Source organism: Natronolimnobius baerhuensis, from assembly GCF_002177135.1.
In the GTDB taxonomy this organism is placed as follows: Archaea; Halobacteriota; Halobacteria; order Halobacteriales; family Natrialbaceae; genus Natronolimnobius; species Natronolimnobius baerhuensis.
Window position 1 is genome coordinate 65604 of record NZ_MWPH01000004.1, and the last position, 20324, is coordinate 85927.

Here is a 20324-nt window from a genome sequence, read left to right on the forward strand (position 1 = left end):
ACGCTCAACGTGGTCGTCCTCGAAAACGAGGAGGGTACAGTATCCCGGACACAGGCAGTCATCTACTCCTCTAGGAGCCAGCCGAAACGTTTGTCCCAGAACTCCTCACCCGGTGGTTTCTTCGTTCGACCGTGAGTTTTCGCGTCGCGGATCTGGCGCTCGAGCACGTCTCGCGCCTCGTTGATCGCGTGCGTGGCGCCGTAGCCTTCTCCGGATGCGATGAACAGTCCACTGTCGGTGTAGAGTCGAACGCGAGCGAGCAGGAGCGACCGGCCGCGTCGCGTTTCGTCGTGTTCCTGCAGGTGGATCTTCGCGTCGAGGACGTTCATCCCGTGGTCCCGGTCGTCGAACTTCTCGACCATCGCGACGATATCGTCGTAGGAGAGATCGTCGATCAGGCTGGCACCGTAGAGTTGCACGCCGCGGTTGCCGCCGGCTTCCCAGGTGAGCGAGTCGAGGACATCAGTCTTCGTCACGATGCCATCGGGAGAGCCGCCGTCGGTCACAATCAGCGACGAGGCGCCAATCTCGAACATCTCCTCGACAGCCGTCTCGAGCGTCGCAGTTGGTTCGATGGTCCGAACCGGCGACGCCATGACGTCCCTGATCGGCAAATCGAGCATGTGCTCGAGTTCGCCCTCCCGTGCGCCGAAGCCGCCGCGGCGTGCACGGGCCGTACTCGAGGAAATCTCGCCGCCGAAGGGGTCCACGCCGCCGGCGTCGCCACCTTGGCTCTGGACCTCTGCCCGGACTGTTAGGTTGGTGACGTCGTAGAGACTCAGGATACCGACCGCTGATCCATCTTCGACGACGGGCAGGTGGGTAATGCGGTGTTCCCGGAACGTGTGCAGCGCCTCGCCGAGTCGTGACTCCGGTGTGAGCGAGACCGGGTCTGTCGAGGCGGCTTCGGCAACCGTCGCCGCATCGAGATTCGGTTTCACTGCCTCGAGAATGCCGTCAACAGTGACGACGCCGCGCAACTCGTCGTTCTCGAAGACGGGGAGCAGCTGGGAGTCGCTGTCAATCATTAGCTGCGCGACTTTGCGGACGTCTTCGTCGGCTGTCAGCCGGGGGACGTGCCAGACCAGCGAGCCGAGTTTTTCGTTCGGCTGGCGATGTGACGTGGCCAGTTGTCTGCGGGTGATGACACCCTCGAATTCGTCGCCGTGAACGATGACGCCTCTGACGTCAGCGTCCGCGAACGTGCCGACGAGTTTCGAGACGGTGGTATCCGGGGCAAACTCGACGTAGTCTTCTGAAATGATGGCTTCGATATCCATGATGATCGTTCGTAGAGCAGTCGTTCGGGCGGTACAGCCACAGACGGTCGGTCGTATTCGATAGTTCGGTGGACAGTACCAAATACTCGGTGGTCGTTCCCAATCTCGGGTATGATTGGTGTCTAACAGTTTCAATTGTTACGCCATAGTAGTATGAGTATACAGACCCCCGATTTCTGTGATGGTCGCCGGTACATGACATGGCTATTTAGGTTCGTTCATGATACGGCAGGGCATGGGTTCACAGCGCGGTGTAGCAGGCTACCTGCCATACCTAGCAGCACTCGCGCTTGCGATTCACGGACTCATTCACTTCCTTGGGATTGGGGTATACTTCGAAGCGGTCCAGATGGCTGATCTTCCCTATAAGACGACACTGCTCGACGGTGCCATCGACGTGGGTGACGTGGGAATCCGGATCTTTGCCGTACTGACCGCCGTAGCGGGTGTCGGGTTCATCGTATCGGCTGTTGCGTTAGTGACCAACTGGCGATACTGGCGACAATTGTTGCTCGCAGTCACAGTGTTTTCACTCGTTTGTACTACCTTTGACTGGTCAGTTGCTTCGATGGGGGTTCTGGCCAATCTGGCGATTCTGGCTGTCCTTCTCGTTCAACTGCGGCAAGCTTGATGTTCCTGCTCGGTGGTCGTCCAAGTGCGATGAACTTCGACGAATTCACCGGCGAGATACAGCACCGACTCGAGTTTCCGGACACCGGCCGAACCGTTCGGTCGATCCGAGCAACGCTCATGACGCTCGGCGAGCGGATTCCCGAGGGCGCGGCCGAAGACCTCGCGGCGTCGCTGCCGATGGAAATCAAGTGGTACATGACCGGTGCGGTGCAAGATCACGGCCAGCGATTCGACTGGCAGGAGTTCATCTCGCGGGTCAGCGACCGCGAAGGTGATCGGACCGACCGTTCGGAAGCCGCCTATCACTCTCGGATCATCGTCGACTTCGTGGAATCGCAGGTGCCCACGTCGGACTTCCAGCAACTCCGCGATCAGTTGCCCGAGAGTGCGGACGACGAGAACTGGGCTAAACTGTTCGAAGTTGTCGACAGCGGCGGCTGGGGTGCTGCTCAGGAGGCCCAGACAGGTGGCGGACCACAGTCCGAGACCAACGAGTAAACACCTCGAGCGCCGGCATCACGTGTACCTACAGACGATGAAGACGCGATACGAAAGAACACAACCGAGCAAATCATACGGACCTTACTGTTCCCGTGATACAGCGTGCTCACTCTCGCTGTACAGTGGTACTACCAAATCTCTCATCACCTGTCGACCGTCACCTATCGAATCGACTCACGTCACTCGGTTTTGATCTCGATATCGCCGACTTGTGTTGTCTCGTGATACGTACAGATATAGACCACCATCTCCTCGGAGGCGACGACCGTCCGCCGGTCGATTGTCGACGAGGGTACAACGCTTGGCGGACTCGACCTGTACGACACGATGATTGGCGCGGACACGCAGATTCCGGACAGTCCGTCGAACTAATCTCGAGGCGGCGGTCACGGCGACTCGGCGCTGACCGGAACGCAAAATACCGGCACGTCGGCCTGCCGGACGACGTTCTCGGTGACGCTCCCGAGGAACCACTGTCCGATGCCGGTTCGGCCGTGTGTTCCCATGACGATGAGATCGACGTCGCGCTCGCTCGCGGTCGTGAGGATCACGTCTGCTGGCGGGCCAGTCGCAACCGTGCCGGAGACGCTGACGCCGGCGCGACGGGCGTGCTCTCGAACCGTGTCAATCGCGTCCTCGCCGCTGTGCTCGAGCGCAGCAAGGAGTTCCGCCGGTGCTTTGACTCGGGAGACGCGACTCGTGTCGACGGAGTACACCGCATGAACCAGCGACTCTAACTGGCTTGCCAGTGCGATCCCCCAGTCGGCCGCAATCGCCGCGCCGTCGCTGCCGTCAGTCGGGAGGAGAAACTCGTCGAATGCGACCTCGTCGGATTCGGTCGCGTCGGCGTTCGGCGGAACGGCAAGGACAGGCGTCCGTGCCGTCCGGAGGACGTTCTCGGTGACGCTGCCCAGAAGGACCCTGTCAAGCCCTGTCCGACCTGTCGTCCCCATCGCGATGACGTCGATTTCGCGCCGCGAGGCGTACTCTCGGATCGACTGGAACGGCGTCCCACGCGTGACGGTCATCGTCACCTCGAAGTCTGCCTCGTGGGATCGGACCATGTCCGCAACGGTCTCCACTGCGTCTTCCGCCTCGGCCTCGAGCGACGCGTAGACTGGCTCTGCCATCTCGGCGACCCCGTCCAGATCGCTGCGAATGGCGACGACTGAGAGGACGTGCACGTCTGCACCAGTCCGCGACGCGAGTGCAATGGCCTGTCTCGCTCCCGCGAGGGCACCCTCGCTGTCGTCAGTCGGTATTAGTATAGAGTCGATGAACTGGCTCATAGCTGTCACGTCACCCCTTCACCGCCACAGCGGATAATGATGTGGGGCAGTGACGTGGGGTCGGTAAGTCAGAGGACCCACCTCATCACTGGGGGCGATCCAACTCGTCGGCGATTACACCAAGTAGCTCCTCGAGTTGGCGAGGTAACAGGAACTGCTCGCGAACGTGCTCGCGTGCGTTCTCGCCAAACTGCGCCCGACGGTCGTCGTCCTCGAGGAGATCTCGGACGCGGTCGCCCGCACCCGCCGCGTCGTCCGGGCCGACGAGATAGCCGTTCACCCCGTCGTCAATCTGCAGCGGGATACCGCCGACGTTCGATCCGACGACCGGCGTACGCTTCCAGAGCGCTTCCGAGACGACCAGTCCGAACCCCTCACGAAGCGACTTCTGGACGACGACGTCCGACTCGCGCTGCAGGACGTTCACCCCGGTATCCGGCAGATCGGGCAGCACGTGGACGTCTGGATCGGCGGCCGCCTCCTCGGCGACCTGTTCGTACAATTCCAGGCCCTCCGGATCGTCGCCGGCCATCCCGCCGACCAGCGCGAGCTGGAGGTCGGGGATGTCCTCGCTGGCGCGACGGTACGCCTCGAGCGTGCCGAACTGATCCTTCCACGGATCGAATCGAGAGATCTGTGTGACGAGGGGCTTCTCGAACGAGAGCGGATCTAGCCGGTCGCGCTCGGTCCCCACCGTCTTCGCGTCGAGTGACCGATTTTTCTCCGTTACGGGGTCGATAGAGGGATAGATGATACTCGTTTCCGGAACGTCGGTATCGCCGATATAGCCAGTCCGGCTGAAAATAGCGTGGTCGACCCGGTTCGTGTACTCAGAGACGAACGCGAGATACTCGTCATCCGGATCGGTCAGGTCGATGTGACAGCGCCAAACAATCGGTACGTTCGGCATCGTCTCCTCGAGACGGTCGAGCATTCCGAGCGGCTGTGGATCGTGGAGTATGAGAAGGTCATACTCGGCCTCGCGATCCTCGAGTTCGAGGGCGTTTCGCTCTGTGACCGTCCGATAGGTCGCTTTCATATCGTCGGTCAGCGGCGGCCCGCTGCCCTGGAGCGCGTTGTGCATTGCCTTGGTCACCTCGAAGAATTTGTCGGTGGCGTCCATGACAAGCCAGTCGGTATTGATCTCGAGGTCGTTGCACAACGGGACGATTGACCGAAGCAGTTCGGCGACGCCGCCGCCGGTCGCGGTCGAGTTGACGTGCAGAACGCGAACATCGTCTACGTCGTCGGCGAGCGCGTGGAGGAACTCGAGACGATCATGGGCTGTTACGTCGGTATACGCCTCCATCGTTCGATCCGGGAGTGATGGCGCGTGCATCGTTCTAGCCGTCGTACAACGACTAGCTGTATCAGTTGTGGGGGAGACCGTTGTTCGACGTCGCCAGCGTCCTCCGAATCCGTGTTCCTCGTCGGCTCCCCAGTGGTGCGGATCGAAGTCGGCAAACGGGTTCGTACTTCGATGATCAGGTGAGACCAGTTCTGATTCATGTGTTGGCTCCGATTTTTGAAACGGCCGTCTCAACAATATAGCCAATCGGGTTCGCCTCGAACTGGAGTCGGAGTTTACCGTTGGGACTATCCTCGAGGGCGGGGTACGCGAAGAGACTATATTCCGAACATCATCTCGAGCGAGGTATTTGATCGTACGTTCAGTGCCATCCGGTGGGTCACACGTACTGTCGGTCAGTACGACCGCCGTACTCCTCAGACCGAATGACTCTCACGTATCCGTGTGATGCGATTATAGCCCCCGATGGGGTAGAGCGCCTATGGCGTCACCACTTCGACGAGCGCTGGTCTTGATCGGCGGCTCAGTCGTGGCTGCTGCCGTGATGACTGTTATCCTCGATCCGCCGGATACGACAGCTCTCGTGCTTACGTTCGGTGTGATACTCCTCGCCGCCCTCGTCCTTTCCTACGGCGTTGGCTATCTCGGTCTCTCGTGGGTAGATACTGCGTATCCAATGCCGGAGCCGACGAGTAACCCCACTGAGCCGGGAACTGAGGCCTCTCAAGCGGATCGCGAGAATTTCAAGTGGATGATCAGGGAGGGAATCGGCGTCGCGATTGCGTCGTTGTTCGGGTTGATTCTGCTCGTCCTGTTCTTGCTCGAGGAGACGGCACTCATCCAGTCCCAGCAGTTGACGGTTGGCGATATCGGCGTTCTCACGGTGCTGTTCGTCCTCGTGCTGACGCTGTTCGTGGTCGGTCTCTGGAGTTGGCGAGGCCGGTGACGACGCTGATCGACCTGGCCGTCTGTTTCGACGAGACAGTGCCTGTTGGATCGGCCCACAGCTGTACTATAGTAACAACTGCAACGAGTGACACACTGATCGCCGATCCTGCTCGCGGCTCACTGCGTTCCCCGCTCGCTTTTCCGCGGTTCTCACTCGTTTCACTCGCTCCGAACCGCGTCCGTTCCGAACCGCGCATCCGTCTGGCGATCAGGTGTGCACTGACGTGCAGTGGCTACTATAGTGCATTCACTTCCTTCATTCTGACAGAGTGCGAGATCACCTTCGTTGGCTGCAACCACTCCCCGCCGCTTCTCTCCGCCGTATGAGCGGAGACCGTCTCAAGTCACTGGATCGCGTTCGGATATGTGAACGCAGCGGGCGGTATAGCTTTATTGTACTTGGTCGTGCAGTGAGAGGCGATGGCGGAACACATTCTCGTCCCCGTTGACGGCTCACCGCTCTCGAGGCGAGCGCTCGAGGTGGCCTGCGAGGAGTACAGTGACGGCGAAATCAGTGCACTGCACGTGATCGATCCAACCGAACCCGGCTACAGTGTCTACGGGGCCGATCCCGAACTGGCGAGAGCGCCGCGACAGGGATCTAATGACTGGTATTCGACGGGCGAGGAGCATGCGGAGGAGCTGTTTGCGGAGTTAGAGGAGGTTACGACGGCCGAGACGTCAGTTCGAACGGAGACGGTCGTCGGCCGGCCTGATCGGGAAATTCTCTCGTATGCTGCTGACAACGACATCGATCAGATTATCATGGGGAGTCATGGTCGAAGCGATGACTCACCACTCTTGCTTGGCGCGACCACCGAGGCGGTCGTGTTCCGGTCGCCGGTTCGGGTTTCGGTGATTCGGTAGTCCTCGAGACTGGACGGTGGACTGGATAGACAGCCCAACCAGTGTCTGACGACACGCAAATGGAAGGTGTCCGTTTAGGGGGCTGCTGGGGCTGCATGGTACCGATGGTTCCAGAGTACGGTTTATCACGTCGAGAGACACTCCGTCTTGGAAGTAGTGCTCTGTTGGTCACACTTGCTGCTGGCTGTGCGGATGAAGGGCCAGGTGAGGAAGACGATGGAGACGAATCCAACGACGTTGAACCGGATGGAGCGCTTGAGCCCGATACGCGGATTCTCTTTGACGCCCAAACATCGGGGTGGGTTGGGATCGAACCCGACGAAATCGCAGATGAAGAGAACCCGACACTCACCCTGCAAGCGGGCGAACAGTACGAGATCGGCTGGTTCGAAGGCGACGGCGCGACACACAATATCGAACTCGTCGACGACAACGACGACGTGGTCGGCGACTACCAGACCGACGAGGCAGAAGAGGGTGGCGACGAGCAACTCATTCACTTCGAAGCGACGGACGAAATAGCCCAGTACGTCTGTCGCCTACATGAAACCACAATGCGCGGAGATATGCAACTCGAGGAATGAGGCTGGCGCTCCCGTCGGCTATCGAACGACGACGACCGGAACAGGAGATCGGCGAACAACGGCTTCGGCGACGCTCCCAAGCAGAATTCGGGAAATACCGTCACGGCCGTGGCTTCCCATGACGATGGTGTCGTAGCCACCATCATCTGCGTAGGCGATAATTTCGTTATGAGGTTCGCCTGTAACATGATCCGTCTCGAGATCGCGATCATGCGTCGCTGCGACCGTCGCTGCATCCTCGAGAATCGCCTCGCCGTTCTGGGTGGCCTCCGCAATGACTGGCGTGATCGTCTCTCCATCGCCAAACGCTGCCCAATACCCCTCAGGAACCGGAACGACGTACAAGGCAGTGACTGTCGCCTCCGGAAACGTCTCGAAACTGTACTCGAGTGCGGCGCGTGCCTGGGGTGAGCCGTCGAACGGTACGAGGATCTGCTCGCTCATGGTATGTGGTATGCTGTCAGTACGTATAATACTATAACAGCCACAGGCAGCCACAGGAGGTACGCGGTTCGGAGCGAGTACGCGGTTCGGAGCGAACGTAGTGAGTGAGAACCGCGGAAAAGCGAACGGGGAGGAACGACCCGTGAGCGAACGGAGTGAGTGAAAACCGCGGAAAAGCGAATTACGCGGGATAAAGATCCCGCGAAGCGTGTGAACGGGCACGAGTGCCCGTGAGCAGACGGTGGACGAAGCAAGCGTGAGTGAACAGGGACACAAGAACCACGACCCGAGAACTTACCGAACGACGACAACAGGTACCGGTGCGCGGCGAACGACGGCTTCGGCGACACTCCCCAGCAGCAATCGGGACAGGCCGTCGCGACCGTGGCTACCCATGACGATCAGATCAAACGCATCATCGGACACCCTCGCAACAATGCGGTGCTCCGGCTTGCCGGCCTCGAGTGTCGTGGCAATCTCGCGGTCGTGGGCCGCCGCCAGTTCGATTGCTTCCTCGAGGATCATCGTCGCATACGACCGTGCGCGATCAGTGACGGGCAGTTGTAGTTCCGGTCCGTCCAGCAGCGACACGTGTTGCGCTGGAATTTCGATCACGTACAGCGCCGTTATCGCGGCGTCGGGAAACCGCTCGAGTGTGAACTCGAGGGCCTCGTCTGCGAGCGGCGACCCGTCGTATGGAACGAGAACGCGGTCGGCCATACGGGAGAGACACGGACGCGACGGATAACGATATGTATGTGCACACAGAGTAAACTCTCACGGCACGCTATGGGTCAGCGAATTTGAAACGGACTGGTGAACATCATAGTAGCCACTGCACGTCAGTGCACACGCAATCGTATGATGGCTGTACGATTGGTGTGTAAACAGTTGCAGTTGTTACTGCAGTTCCAGTGCAATTGCAACTGCTTTGGATTGCACGGTCTATGGGGGCACCAGTCCGTCTGAGTTGATGGCCTCGAGGATGAGAGTCGTCGAACTGGGCGCACAACGTACAGACTCTACTGACAACTGATCCGTGCTACGACTGGTCAACGAGAGCCGGGATGACTGTTGACTCGACCGCAGTCAGTCGCTGCGAGACCGCAGAGACAGAAATCTCGAGGCGATCAGCCAGTTCCGCCAGCGTCACTCCTCGGGGCTGCTCGTAGTAGTCCAGTTCGACGGCGAGTTCGATAGCCTCCCATTGCTTGGCTGTGATCGTAGACGTCTCGAGTTCGGTTGTTGTTGTTGTGCTGTCGTCACTGAACGTCGTGAGGTGGCGAAGCGTAACCGATGCCCCGCTGTCTGTGAGTCGCTCGATGAGGGCTGACAGTTGGTGTCGGTCCTCGAGTGTGACGGTGACAACGAGGTTCCCGTGCTCAACGGCGTCGATGCTATAGACACAGTCGAAGGCATCGAGGACAGAGCAGACACAGGTGTTCGGCGTTTGCTGTTCAACATAGAGCGGTTCGCAGGTTTCGTCCGTACAGACGGTCGCCGTGCTACGACAGGTGCCATCGGGTGATCGGTTCTGAGAGACCGACACCGCATCCCGTGTTTCAGAGAGCAGCGCAGAGCCAACCGCCGACCGCGGCTCGACGGCGATAGTCGCCTGCAGTGGCGCAGTTGCCGATGTCGATGGCGGTGTAGACGACACTGACGAGGCTGAGTGAGATGACGGAGACTGGCTCTGGTCTGGCGCCATAGTGGCTGTTATGGGCATCCAGGTGGTATATGCCGCCCTTGTTCCATAGCACTGGGAATAACGATGCACCCTCTCGACGAAGCGTTCATGTTTGCTGCTAACACCGCTCTTTTTGCTCTCTGAGACGGACGGGGGTGTCCCTGTTCACTCGAGTGCTCTCAGGCGGCGATAGCACGGTTCTCACGCGCTACGAATCTAAAATCGCCCCCGAAGCAGTTCGCATTAGACGAACTGGACGACGTCCGGCAGCGGGAGCAGCGGCACCATGAACAGTCCCGCGATGGTGACAAGCCCCATCAGGACCGGGAACAGGATCATCGGATAGTTCGTCCCCTTGAGGACCCGGCCGAGGTCACTGCCCATACTCGAGAGTGATGGCGTTGTACTCTGTCGGAGGATCACCAACTCGAGGGCGAACAGGATGACTGTCGCCGCTGCAGAGACCATACAGAACGGACAGATTTCACCGATGACGCCGAGTTGTAGGTAGACGAAGTAACTGGAAAACAGGACACCACTGGCCGTAATGGGGGTCAGTATCTTGATAAGTAGGGGGTGTCGCGTGTCGAACCACCAGAGGGCAAGCCCAATCGTTGTCAGGTAGTAGAACCCACCAAGCGTCGCTAACGGAATCCCGAAGACGTACGCCCATGGACTTGTGATAACTTCGATACTTCCTTGGACTGGTGCATCCGCTGGTATTGCAGGAATTGCAAATAGGTGTATCGCAGTCAGTAAGACGGTGACGAGCCAGCCAATCACTGCAACAAGCGTGAAAGCCCCAAACAGGGCCGATACTCTCGGGGAATACTCCCACTCGTAATCGAACGACATCGGATTTGGTGTTTCGGTGGACATACAAGACTGACTTTGTGGTGGGTGTATAAAAGAATTGTGCTCTATTCCCAATTCAATAGCAAATACCATTCGGGAACGGAGACAGCTGTTGTTCCGAAAATGGAGCCAACAGACGGTCCACCATGGTTGGACACTGTGTGCTGTGTCTCCCTGCATTCCCGTCGGTCACGCGGCAACAACAGTTATTCACCAAGGCGACAATACGTTCGTATGTGCGCTCGAGTCGCCGATATCATGACTACTGACGTCGTCACCGCAGACAAGGCGTCATCGCTCGAGACGGTTGCCGAGCAACAGCTCAGACACGACGTTGGCAGCGTCATCATCACCACTGATGGCGAGCCGTACGGGATCATCACTGAGACAGATATCGTGCACGCAGCCTACAAGAGCGCCCGTGCACTCGCAGACATTTCGGCACAGGCTGTCGCCAGCCATCCACTGACCACCGTCGATCCTGACCGGTCTATCCGATTCGTCGTCAAACGGATGCAAGACGAGCGGATCAAGAAAGTGGTCGTCGTCGACAGCCTCGAGGTCGTCGGCATCATCACAACGCAGGATTTGATCGACCATTACGGTCTTCTGACTAGTGAGCTGAAAGACGTGACACAACAGCACCGTCAGCGACGGAAGTTCATGCACTGAACTCACCAGACGCATCTCCCTTACCGTGTCGGCAACCGTCTCTGTGTGGAGGACTCGAGTGGCAGACTCGCGAGCGACTCTCCACATGGGTTGTTCTCGACGCGAGCGGACGTCAGCCTCTGGAGACGAGGCAGGAATCGTTACGGGAGCCGGTGATAGTCAAATCGGCGACCTCACGTGGTGTTCGCCAGCGTCTGTCGGAGTAACGACCGCTGCCCGCGCCGGAGTTGCGCCGAGACGGCGGATGTTGAAATCTCGAGTTTGAAACTCATGGCTCGAAAAGGAGTAGAATAGTCAACATCAATATGTGTATCGTAACAAGCTAATACATTTCTATGAAATTACGTCTGTAATCACTATCTTGTGCTCAAACGTTCTAAATACATCTTTGTTGTCTAAAGCTGTTTCATACCAATATCTCAACTCGAAAGAAGAGCATCCAAACTGGACGAGAACACGTTGGAAGGTATTTCAACTTATGCAATTATATCTCCTGTATAGACAACATATTAATTCTATCGGCGAAATTTTTCTGTATCCTCCACTATAGTGTGGGACTCACAGAAATAGCTACTGAGAGTACTCTGCCTACATATCGAAATACAGTATAGTAATCTATATCGATAGATAGTGGTATCCGATGACCACTGATTTACCAAGTCATGTTTGTCTCGGGGGGGCACCATCGACACCACTTTCGGGCTTAGTTCACCGGTGGTATTTAAACGGCCCAATAGAGCTGTTCGGAGCCATCGAATATGTGGTATAGAAACTGAAACAGTGCTATTGGGTAGGGACAGCATCCAAGTAACGATCCTCGAGTGTTTCCATCTATACGCCCGCTCGAGTCGAATTAGCCCGATATATACATCCACATTTGTGTAATTTGTGGTGGAGCACTACAGTGATTGGCGCAGAAATTATCTGCAGGTTGTCCATACAACGACTCACCCCTTCGTTTGTGCTTGTCGAACAACTGTCTATTCGATTTTGATACCAGTTTGAAATTCTTTGGCGCTTTGAGACGGTACTCTCAGTGAGTAGTCGACTGTGCGAGGGTGTTAGTATAGTGGCCTGTGCAGACACTTTCTGACCCATTCTCTTGAAATAGTAACGCTACTTATACAAATCGGTGAACAGAACGTCTCTAAGGACGAACAGACGTCGCGACCGTAGTCCTCACCCACTCATTCGAACGCATCGAACGCAACCGAAAAGCGGAGACTCCTGCAGAGATGTCCATCCTATTGCGTATGTGCTAGATACTCGCTGCTATGCCAATCAAGACAGTCTTACTTGTCGTTAGCAACGAAGACAGCGATCACACCGAGCGGGTGACTGATACTCCCCTCGAGATCATAGCCCCCTCGACGCAACCGTCATCATGAGACACGCCATTCCCGAAAGCAAAACTCTCCTCTCGGAGATGAACATCGAAGTCTTCTGTACGACCGATGACCTGACATCGTCCCTCGAGACCCACGAACAGGCCGAATCGGCCCTCGATACCGACGTCCGCCCGACGTGGGGACTCGACCGTGCACTCCACATTGGCCGTAACTCCTGGCATACGTTCGTCGACCAACTCGAGCACGCGACCGACACTGCCACCAGTTCCTTCTTGGGATTCCTCGAGGCTTTCGAGAAGACACACAACTTTCGACGCCCACGGCTGCCGGGCGAGCGACTCCAACCTCGAGCAGTTCGTAACGCATCCGGTGAGCCAACGACGTACGCGAGACATCTATCGGCGCGCACTCGAGGGACGCACGCTCGCTCCTGACGACGTCACCGACGTTCAGGCGTTCCTGGTCGAGACGGCCACGCGGCTCAGCGCAGAGTCGCCCCGTCACGCATCGGGCGTCGAAAACACGGAACATACATGCATCTGTACCGCAACGACTTCGATACGAACACATGACAACCCCAAACGACTTCGATCTTGATGGCACGGTGTGCGTCATAACGGGCGGCTCAGGCGTCCTCGGGTCGGCAATGGCGAAAACTATCGGCGAAAACGGTGGCACGGTCGTCCTTCTCGCACGCGGCGAAGAGAAACTGGCAGCAGCCAGCGACGAACTCGCCGAGCGAGATATAGAACACAGTACGATCCCGGCGTCGGTCCTCGACCGCGCGGAACTGGACGCGGCCGCCGAAACCGTCGTCGAGGAGTACGGACGTATCGACGTCCTCATCAACGGCGCGGGTGGCAACCACCCCGATGCAACGACCGGAGCGGACACCTCCTTTTTCGACCTCCCGAAAGAGGGCCTCGAGCAGGTGACGAACGTCAACTTCGTTGGGACAGTTCTTGCATCGCAGGCCTTCGGGAAGCACATGGTCGAGCAGGGCGAGGGTACCATCCTGAACGTCTCGTCGATGAACGCCTTTACCCCGCTGACCAAGATTCCGGGCTATTCGGGCGCAAAGGCCGCTGTCTCGAACTTCACCGAGTGGCTGGCTGTCCACATGGCACAGGAGTACTCGCCGGATATTCGCGTCAATGCGATTGCACCCGGGTTCTTCCTCACGGAGCAGAACCGCTATCTGTTGATCGATGAGGATACGGGCGAGTACACCGACCGTGGCCAGTCGATCATCGACCACACCCCACAGGGCCGGTTCGGTGACCCGGAAGATCTCGCGACGACAGTCTGCTGGCTGCTCGCACCGGGTGCGGAGTTCATCACCGGAACTGTCATTCCGATTGATGGCGGGTTCTCGGCGTTCAGCGGCGTCTAACATCATTCTTGCATACGACCTCCGAGACTGGCAGCGGCAGCGGACAACGACTATAGTAGCCACTGCACGTCACTGCACACCTGATCGCCAGACGGATGCGCGGTTCGGAACGAGTACGCGGTTCGGAGCGAGTACGCGGTTCGGAGCGAGTACGCGGTTCGGAACGAGTACGCGGTTCGGAGCGAACGGAGTGAGTGAGAACCGCGGAAAAGCGAACGGGGAGGAACGACCCGTGAGCGAACGGAGTGAGTGAGAACCGCGGAAAAGCGAACGGGGAGGAACGACCCGTGAGCGAACGGAGTGAGCGAGAACCGCGGCAAAGTGAATAGTGCGAGACCGGCGGTCTCGCATACCATGCGAACGGCGCGTTGCGCCGTGAGCAGACGGGGAGGCACGACCCGTGAGCAGGTTCGGCAATCAGTGTGTCACTCGTTGCAGTTGCTACTATAGATCGCCGGCATGTCACTATGGATTCTGTGTAACTTCCGGACAGCCAGGCGCCAGGGCGGCTACCAGCGAGGCTACAACCGCACAGGTGTCGTCGACCAACACGGCCGCAAAAAGCAGGCGTTCCACGTCCTGGGGACGTTCTACCAGCAAAAGCGAGCCGAATAAGATCTCTCATCCGTGAGACGCGCAGTCTACCCCCACTCGACTGGTCGTAAGCACTCGCGTTTCGGACTGTCCACTCTCACATGCGTTTTCACCGTTTGTGCCGCTCGAGGCGAGTCTATAACGCTTTCCAAGAGCGCGACCACGCTTTGCTCTACAGCATCGAACAGCAGCGGCGCGTCAGCAACGCAGTCTGGACAGTCACTCGAGTCCTCACTACTCGAGTGTGCTGGTGGAACGGCTTGCAAACGCTAGCCTGACTGGAGTCGTTGTTCTCCCTGGTCGAATCTCTCTTTACAACCCCTCTCGAGGGGAACAATCGGCCGCTCGAGTGTTCGAAACGGAGAGTGTCGGTTCGACACCACAGGATTATTTACGACAGTACTTCCGTAATCTATGATCGCGGACGATGAATCCAGCACCGCCGTGTGTAACTCATCACCAGTGTGTTCGAGAGGAACGAACAGTACGGCGGGAGCCAGTGAAACAGACTGGTATCAGTCACCGACAGATCGACCGCAGGGAAGCACGGACTCGACTCGAGGAATTGTACCTACAGACCGTCTAAAACGTGTGTCGAGCAGTCTCGGCCGCCCACCTCGCTCGCCGAACAGAATCACTGTGTGCCCGGAGCGTCAGTAACCTGTATGGTACAGCCAGCAGTAGTAGTACCGCCAGAACCGGACGACCGATGGACACTTGCCACGCAACTGGGCGTCACGGACGCCGTGATCCACCCACTCGAGACTGCTGGTAGGACTGTCTCCAACGTTGGCCACAATGCGACCGTACTCACAGAATGCTCGTTATTAAATAATACATTGTATTCAGATATATCTGGCTACATTTGGGAACCATCAACTGTGAGAGACACTCTCCCAGCTTGAGCGCCATCGCTGATTCTCTTACTAACATATTTCACTTGGCCGATAAAGCCTCGATATTGCTGTGGAGGTCACTGACTCGTCGGATCTGTTTTAGTCAATTGGCAATGCGAGTGAGAACCATATTTCTGTTCGGAGATGCTATCTGAATACAGATATGATTGACTATTGATTCTGTATCTTATAGGTTTGGCAAGCACCTAACGGGAGGAACGCTCGAGTCGGTCACTTGGTGTTCAATCCAAGATCTTGGACGGAGGGGAGAGACCATCCGTAGGTTACGGCGATCAGCCGGGTGAGGACGGTGACGGCAGCACAGGTCGCCGCTGCGGTGGCGCTTGCGCCTCCGAGACTATCGACGACGAAGTATGAGGTTCCACCGAGGACCGCACAACTTGCGTAGAAATCGTCAAAGAGGATGAACGGGGCACGATCCAACAGGATATCGGCGACTGCACCGCCACCGGCGGCGTTAATCGTCGCAATCGCGACGACCCCAATCGCTGAAATACCCGCTTCAGTTGCGACGATTGCCCCGGTGGTCGCAAACGCGGCGAGTCCAATCGCGTCCGAAATCAGCGTGATCGGATGCGTATCTGGCTCGGTCAACACAGCGCTCAGCACAATCGCTAAGCCGACGCCGAACAGTCCGAGCGCGATTTCAATCGGGAGTTGCAACGCCAGCGGGACACGGTTGACGAGGAGGTCCCGTGTGACGCCGCCAGCGAACGCCATCGCCAGTCCGACGATAGCGATTCCAAACACGTCGAACTCTTCGCGGATCGCCTTCGACGACCCCACGAGCGCGAACGCAATTAGCCCGATGGTGTTCATGACGGCAAACGGGTCGCCAAAGAGCGTTACGAGAAGGTCCTGACTCACTATGGTCACTTACGAACGCCCCTGTATTGAGCGCTCTGCTCTGTCTCGAGCGAGCTTATCGGTTCCTCCCAGAGTGTTATCGGTCCACGCCGAAAGACACGAAGCCGGTGAATTCCCACTTCACTCGCTGCTCTTGGACGAGGATCTCGCGCTAGCGTTTCTCTCGCTGACGACCTCGCCGTCTTTGAGAACCGATCCGACGACACGCTCGTCGTACCGATACGGCAGGTGTCGGTACGAAGGTGCCTCGAGGACGACCACATCGGCCGGCGTGCCGACCTCGAGTGTGCCTGTGCCATCGAATCGATTGATCGCGGCGGCCGCCCGGTCGGTGATGCCACGGAGTGCTTCGCCGGGTGTCAGTCCCATTCCGACGCAGGCAAGCGTCGCCGTGAAGCCCTGTCGTTTTGCGTAGCAGTTCGGATTGAAATCGCTCCCGAGTGCCGGAATGGCGTTTCGCTCGCGATAGGGCTCGAGGTCGGGATACTCACCGCCGAGGCCGAACGCCGTCCCAGGTAAGAGCACCGGCGTGACGTCGGCCTCAAGCAGCGTGTCGATATCGTCCGGCGTCGACTGGAGCAGGTGGTCAGCGCTTGCCGCCGAGACTGCTGCCGCCACCTTCGAGCCACCGAGGTTTTCGAACTCGTCGATGTGGAGTTTCGGCGTCAATCCGTGGTCTGTGCCTGCCTCGAGTATCTCACGAGACTGGTTAGCGGAGAAGACGTCCGCCTCACAGAAGACGTCGCAGAACTCGGCGACGCCCTGTTGTTCGACGGCGGGGAACTGGTCCTCGATGACGGACGTGGTGTACTCCTCAGCGTCAGTGTCGTCGGGAACGGCGTGTGCGCCCATGAACGTGGCGACGATGTCGATTGGGTGGCGCTCGTCGGCGCGGCCAATTGCCGCGAGGAGTTTCAGTTCGGTCTCGGTATCGAGTCCGTAGCCGGATTTGATCTCGAGGGTGGTCGTCCCAGCCGCAAGCATCGTGTCGAGTCGCTCGAGCAGGCTGTCCGTGAGTTCGTCTTCGCTCGCCTCGCGAACGGCTCGGACGGTGCGGAGAATGCCGCCGCCGTCGGCGAGAATTTCCTGGTAGCTCGTGCCGCGGAGTTTGGCTTCGAACTCGTCCGAGCGGTCACCTGCGAAGACCGCGTGCGTGTGCGGGTCGACAAAGCCCGGCAACACACACTTCCCGCTCGCATCGAGTGCTTCGTCTGCGTTGTCGATTGGATACTCTCGAGTGAGCTCATCGCTCGAGCCGACGGCAGCGACCTCGCCGTCCTCGAGGACGACTGCTGCATCGGGCAGTACGGAGAGGACGGGACCGTCGGGCGGGCCGCCGGAGCCGTTGGGGGTCGTTCCCGCCGCGTCGGTTTCCGCACTGTTCGCGGGTCCAGTAACCAGTTCGTTCGCGTTGTAGATGACCGTGTAGCTCATGATTCACCCTCCAGATAGCCGGTGATCGCGTGAGCGACCGTCCGCGCGGCGGCGTCGACAGTGCGACCGTCTGTATCTAACGACGGCGCACACTCGACGACTTCGACGCCGGCGAGTCGGTCGTCAGCGGCGAGTTTCCGTACTGCGGCGAACAGTTCGCGGGTCGTCAGCCCGCCCGGTGTCGGCGCACTCACGCCCGGTGCGGCACTCGCCTCGAGGACGTCACAGTCGACGCTCAGGTAGAGTGTGTCGACATCCTCGAGTGCATCCTGTACCGTCTCGACGACAGCGCGTGGGCCGTCTGCGAATGCGTCTGCCGGAACAATCCGTCCTCCCTGCTTGCGGACGTACTCGATGTAGGCGCTCGAGGTTTCGAAATGTCGTGCTCCGACGGCGACGTACGTCTCGAGACCAGCCTCGTGCAACTGTCGGTATGGGGTTCCGCTCGTTGGGCCGTCTCGCACCTCGCGACAGTCGAGGTGGGCGTCGAAGTTGACGACTGCGACGTTGCCTTCGGACTCGAGCAACGGCGCGACGTTCCCGTAGGTCAGCGAGTTATCGCCGCCCAGAAACACCGGGAGCGGTCCCAAGTCGTGGATCTCTGTGGCAACATCTCGGACGTGACTCTGGACGTCGGCGACATTCGTCTCCGGCAACTCGAGGTCGCCAAGGTCACAGATTGCTGTGCTCGAGTCGCTGTCGACGACTGTCTCCTCGATCCCCGTTCCGCCAGCCGACAGGTGCGCCGTCTTCGTGGCCGCGAGCGAGCGACGGATCTCGAGGGGGCCTTCTCGCGTCCCTTTGCGGCCAATCACCGCGCCGTCGTAGGGTTCGCCCACGAGGGCGACTGCCGCATCCGTCGCGTCTTCGAACTCGCTAGCTGTGACGATATCGCCGAACTGCCGGTCGTTCGGGTCGCTCGAGGGGCCGGTCCATCCCTCCCAGTCGGGATGTGCAATTGCTCGAGTCATTCGTCGTACATTGGAATCCGAACGTTCGAGTGGGCTGCTTCGTCCAGTGCCTCCTCGTAGCCTGCATCGGCGTGACGAATGACGCCCATGCCGGGGTCCGTCGTGAAGACGGCTGCTGCCTTCTCGGCAGCAAGGTCCGTGCCGTCGAGGACGACGTGGTTGTTCGTATGCAGCGAGTTTCCGATGCCGACGCCGCCGCCGTCGTGGACGCTGACGATGTCAGCGCCGCCGGCGCAGTTGACCAGCGCGTTGAGAATCGGCCAGTCGGCGACGGCGTCGGTGCCGTCTTTCATCGCTTCGGTCTCCCGATTCGGACTGGCGACGCTGCCCGCATCGAGGTGATCTCGAGTGACAACGATTGGGGCCGAAATCTCACCCTCGGCGACGAGTTCGTTGATCCGGAGCGCGAAGCGAGCGCGCTCAGTATGTTCCTCGCTGTCGGTCGCGTACCCGAGCCAACAGACTCGACTGGGGAGTCCCTGGAACTGTACCTGTTCCTGTGCGAGGTCGATCCAGCGACGCAGGTGGTCTTTCTCGGGGAACAACTCGAGGACGGCTTCGTCGGTCCGGTGGATGTCGGCGGGATCACCCGAGAGCGCGGCCCACCGGAACGGTCCCTTGCCGCGACAGAACTGCGGGCGGATGTAGGCGGGGACGAAGCCTGGAAAGTCGAAGGCATCGTCCATTCCGCGGTGGTCCTGAACCTGTCCGCGGATGTTGTTACCGTACTCGAAGGCGATTGCACCTCGCTCCTGTAACTCGAGGATCGCGTCGACGTGGCGTTCCATCGTATCCAGGCTCGCCTCGAGATAGGCGTCAGGGTCGTCCGCGCGCAACTCGTCGGCTTCCTCGACCGTGTAGCCATCAGGGTAGTAGCCCTCGAGTGCGTCGTGGGCGCTCGTCTGGTCGGTGACCACGTCCGGAACGTAGCCCTGCTCGAGCATGGTCTCGAGGAGTTCGGCTGCGTTGACGTGGACGCCGACGCTGTAGGGCTCGCCAGCCTCGCGGGCGTCTTCTGCGCGGTCGATGGCGTCTTCGATGTCGTCGGCCTTTTCCATGCAGTAGCCGGTGTCGATGCGCCGGTCGATTCGTTCCTCGTCAACTTCGGCGGCGATACAGACGCCCTGATTCATCGTCACCGCAAGCGGCTGTGCACCGCCCATGCCACCGAGACCGGCGGTGACGACCGTCTTCCCGGTGAGGTCGCCGTCGTAATGCTGTCGAGCGAGTTCGGCCAGCGTCTCGAACGTTCCCTGAATAATCCCTTGAGTGCCAATGTAGGCCCACGAGCCGGCGGTCATCTGGCCATACATGATCTTCCCTTCGGCCTCGAGTTCGTGGAAGTGATCCCAGTTATCCCAGTTGCCGACCAGGTTGGAGTTCGCGATTAACACCCGCGGCGCGCGCTCGTGCGTTCGAAACCGTCCGACTGGCTTGCCCGACTGTACCAACAACGTCTCGTCGTCCGCGAGCGAGCGCAGTTCCGAGAGAATCGCGTCGTAGGCGTCCCACGACCGCGCCGCCCGCCCGGTGCCGCCGTAGACAACCAATTCCTCCGGCTTCTCTGCAACCTCCGGGTCGAGATTGTTGTTGAGCATCCGTAGCGCCGCTTCCTGTCGCCAGCCCTCACACTCGAGGTCGGCTCCAGTCGGCGCGCCCTGGTACTCCTCCCACTGCTCGCTCGGTTCGCCGTCGCCGAGAGTCGAATCAGTTCCCATGTGACAGAGAAC

General features: G+C 59.1%; 19 protein-coding genes and 2 pseudogenes. 9 read left to right on the forward strand and 12 right to left on the reverse strand.

Annotated features, from left to right (window positions below; all coding sequences use genetic code 11):
- Positions 1-62: 62 nt before the first annotated feature.
- On the reverse strand, positions 63-1280 hold the full coding sequence (locus tag B2G88_RS16605) for a CBS domain-containing protein (RefSeq protein ID WP_087715447.1): 1218 nt from the start codon (positions 1278-1280) through the stop codon (positions 63-65).
- A 235-nt stretch (positions 1281-1515) separates the two neighbouring features.
- Here B2G88_RS16605 and B2G88_RS16610 point away from each other — a divergent pair, with 235 nt between their 5' ends.
- Complete coding sequence (locus B2G88_RS16610; RefSeq protein WP_054861918.1) at positions 1516-1911, forward strand: hypothetical protein; 396 nt, start codon at positions 1516-1518, stop codon at positions 1909-1911.
- Positions 1912-1940: 29 nt separating this feature from the next.
- Positions 1941-2411, forward strand: coding sequence for a DUF2267 domain-containing protein (locus tag B2G88_RS16615; protein ID WP_087715563.1), 471 nt, complete (start codon positions 1941-1943; stop codon positions 2409-2411).
- A gap of 389 nt (positions 2412-2800) precedes the next feature.
- Here the strand turns inward: B2G88_RS16615 and B2G88_RS16620 are convergent, their stop codons facing one another.
- The 3 genes and pseudogenes from B2G88_RS16620 to B2G88_RS19975 form a co-directional block, all read right to left on the reverse strand.
- Positions 2801-3703: a universal stress protein gene (locus tag B2G88_RS16620; RefSeq protein ID WP_054861871.1), complete on the reverse strand. Its 903-nt coding sequence runs from the start codon at positions 3701-3703 to the stop codon at positions 2801-2803.
- A gap of 85 nt (positions 3704-3788) precedes the next feature.
- Entirely contained in the window at positions 3789-5042 is a 1254-nt protein-coding gene (locus B2G88_RS16625) for a glycosyltransferase (protein ID WP_087715448.1), read from the reverse strand.
- 193 nt (positions 5043-5235) lie between these two features.
- Positions 5236-5328: pseudogene (locus B2G88_RS19975) on the reverse strand (class 1 fructose-bisphosphatase); the annotation flags it as partial.
- A gap of 165 nt (positions 5329-5493) precedes the next feature.
- On the opposite strand from B2G88_RS19975, the gene B2G88_RS16630 reads away from it, so the two are divergent.
- From B2G88_RS16630 to B2G88_RS16640, 3 genes are all read left to right on the forward strand, one after another.
- Positions 5494-5958 (forward strand): hypothetical protein, encoded by a 465-nt coding sequence (locus tag B2G88_RS16630; protein WP_245835423.1) that lies wholly within the window; start codon positions 5494-5496, stop codon positions 5956-5958.
- A 422-nt stretch (positions 5959-6380) separates the two neighbouring features.
- Positions 6381-6827, forward strand: a complete 447-nt coding sequence (locus B2G88_RS16635; protein ID WP_087715449.1) for a universal stress protein — start codon at positions 6381-6383, stop codon at positions 6825-6827.
- Positions 6828-6991: 164 nt separating this feature from the next.
- Entirely contained in the window at positions 6992-7411 is a 420-nt protein-coding gene (locus B2G88_RS16640) for a hypothetical protein (protein WP_245835424.1), read from the forward strand.
- 18 nt (positions 7412-7429) lie between these two features.
- On the opposite strand, the gene B2G88_RS16645 is transcribed toward B2G88_RS16640, so the two are convergent.
- From B2G88_RS16645 to B2G88_RS16660, 4 genes are all read right to left on the reverse strand, one after another.
- Positions 7430-7855 carry a universal stress protein gene (locus B2G88_RS16645; RefSeq protein ID WP_054861868.1) on the reverse strand — a complete coding sequence of 142 codons (426 nt, stop codon included), beginning with the start codon at positions 7853-7855 and terminating at the stop codon, positions 7430-7432.
- 294 nt (positions 7856-8149) lie between these two features.
- A complete protein-coding gene (locus tag B2G88_RS16650) occupies positions 8150-8575 on the reverse strand; it encodes a universal stress protein (protein ID WP_054861867.1) in 426 nt (141 codons plus the stop codon).
- Positions 8576-8897: 322 nt separating this feature from the next.
- Positions 8898-9515: a helix-turn-helix domain-containing protein gene (locus B2G88_RS16655; protein WP_217895830.1), complete on the reverse strand. Its 618-nt coding sequence runs from the start codon at positions 9513-9515 to the stop codon at positions 8898-8900.
- 270 nt (positions 9516-9785) lie between these two features.
- Positions 9786-10421, reverse strand: a complete 636-nt coding sequence (locus B2G88_RS16660) for a vitamin K epoxide reductase family protein (protein ID WP_054861865.1) — start codon at positions 10419-10421, stop codon at positions 9786-9788.
- 234 nt (positions 10422-10655) lie between these two features.
- Between B2G88_RS16660 and B2G88_RS16665 the strand changes: the two genes are divergently transcribed.
- From B2G88_RS16665 to B2G88_RS19715, 4 genes and pseudogenes are all read left to right on the forward strand, one after another.
- A complete protein-coding gene (locus B2G88_RS16665; RefSeq protein WP_245835425.1) occupies positions 10656-11069 on the forward strand; it encodes a CBS domain-containing protein in 414 nt (137 codons plus the stop codon).
- A gap of 1426 nt (positions 11070-12495) precedes the next feature.
- Positions 12496-13015 (forward strand): annotated as a pseudogene (locus B2G88_RS16670) (glucuronate isomerase).
- Entirely contained in the window at positions 12987-13811 is an 825-nt protein-coding gene (locus B2G88_RS16675) for an SDR family oxidoreductase (protein WP_087715452.1), read from the forward strand. The pseudogene B2G88_RS16670 and the gene B2G88_RS16675 overlap by 29 nt, the downstream one beginning before the upstream one ends.
- A gap of 459 nt (positions 13812-14270) precedes the next feature.
- Positions 14271-14426 (forward strand): hypothetical protein, encoded by a 156-nt coding sequence (locus tag B2G88_RS19715; RefSeq protein ID WP_176393276.1) that lies wholly within the window; start codon positions 14271-14273, stop codon positions 14424-14426.
- Positions 14427-15532: 1106 nt separating this feature from the next.
- Here the strand turns inward: B2G88_RS19715 and B2G88_RS16685 are convergent.
- The 4 genes from B2G88_RS16685 to hutU form a co-directional block, all read right to left on the reverse strand.
- On the reverse strand, positions 15533-16189 hold the full coding sequence (locus B2G88_RS16685; protein ID WP_054861862.1) for a trimeric intracellular cation channel family protein: 657 nt from the start codon (positions 16187-16189) through the stop codon (positions 15533-15535).
- A 120-nt stretch (positions 16190-16309) separates the two neighbouring features.
- A complete protein-coding gene (gene hutI / locus B2G88_RS16690; RefSeq protein WP_087715454.1) occupies positions 16310-17623 on the reverse strand; it encodes an imidazolonepropionase in 1314 nt (437 codons plus the stop codon).
- Complete coding sequence (gene hutG / locus B2G88_RS16695) at positions 17620-18594, reverse strand: formimidoylglutamase (protein WP_087715455.1); 975 nt, start codon at positions 18592-18594, stop codon at positions 17620-17622. Before hutG ends, hutI begins: the two co-directional genes overlap by 4 nt.
- Positions 18591-20312, reverse strand: coding sequence for a urocanate hydratase (gene hutU / locus B2G88_RS16700; RefSeq protein ID WP_087715456.1), 1722 nt, complete (start codon positions 20310-20312; stop codon positions 18591-18593). The genes hutG and hutU overlap by 4 nt, the downstream gene beginning before the upstream one ends.
- Positions 20313-20324: the final 12 nt, after the last annotated feature.

Excerpts from the sequence above, each read along its gene's own strand:
- B2G88_RS16625 (WP_087715448.1), bottom strand. The coding sequence starts at position 5,042 with ATGCACGCGCCATCACTCCCGGATCGAACGATGGAGGCGTATACCGAC.
- B2G88_RS16605 (WP_087715447.1), bottom strand. The coding sequence starts at position 1,280 with ATGGATATCGAAGCCATCATTTCAGAAGACTACGTCGAGTTTGCCCCG.
- B2G88_RS16645 (WP_054861868.1), bottom strand. The coding sequence starts at position 7,855 with ATGAGCGAGCAGATCCTCGTACCGTTCGACGGCTCACCCCAGGCACGC.
- B2G88_RS16610 (WP_054861918.1), top strand. The coding sequence starts at position 1,516 with ATGGGTTCACAGCGCGGTGTAGCAGGCTACCTGCCATACCTAGCAGCA.
- B2G88_RS16675 (WP_087715452.1), top strand. The coding sequence starts at position 12,987 with ATGACAACCCCAAACGACTTCGATCTTGATGGCACGGTGTGCGTCATA.
- B2G88_RS16660 (WP_054861865.1), bottom strand. The coding sequence starts at position 10,421 with ATGTCCACCGAAACACCAAATCCGATGTCGTTCGATTACGAGTGGGAG.
- B2G88_RS16630 (WP_245835423.1), top strand. The coding sequence starts at position 5,494 with ATGGCGTCACCACTTCGACGAGCGCTGGTCTTGATCGGCGGCTCAGTC.
- B2G88_RS16650 (WP_054861867.1), bottom strand. The coding sequence starts at position 8,575 with ATGGCCGACCGCGTTCTCGTTCCATACGACGGGTCGCCGCTCGCAGAC.
- B2G88_RS16635 (WP_087715449.1), top strand. The coding sequence starts at position 6,381 with ATGGCGGAACACATTCTCGTCCCCGTTGACGGCTCACCGCTCTCGAGG.
- hutI (WP_087715454.1), bottom strand. The coding sequence starts at position 17,623 with ATGAGCTACACGGTCATCTACAACGCGAACGAACTGGTTACTGGACCC.
- B2G88_RS16665 (WP_245835425.1), top strand. The coding sequence starts at position 10,656 with ATGACTACTGACGTCGTCACCGCAGACAAGGCGTCATCGCTCGAGACG.
- hutU (WP_087715456.1), bottom strand. The coding sequence starts at position 20,312 with ATGGGAACTGATTCGACTCTCGGCGACGGCGAACCGAGCGAGCAGTGG.
- B2G88_RS19715 (WP_176393276.1), top strand. The coding sequence starts at position 14,271 with ATGTCACTATGGATTCTGTGTAACTTCCGGACAGCCAGGCGCCAGGGC.
- B2G88_RS16620 (WP_054861871.1), bottom strand. The coding sequence starts at position 3,703 with ATGAGCCAGTTCATCGACTCTATACTAATACCGACTGACGACAGCGAG.
- hutG (WP_087715455.1), bottom strand. The coding sequence starts at position 18,594 with ATGACTCGAGCAATTGCACATCCCGACTGGGAGGGATGGACCGGCCCC.
- B2G88_RS16615 (WP_087715563.1), top strand. The coding sequence starts at position 1,941 with ATGAACTTCGACGAATTCACCGGCGAGATACAGCACCGACTCGAGTTT.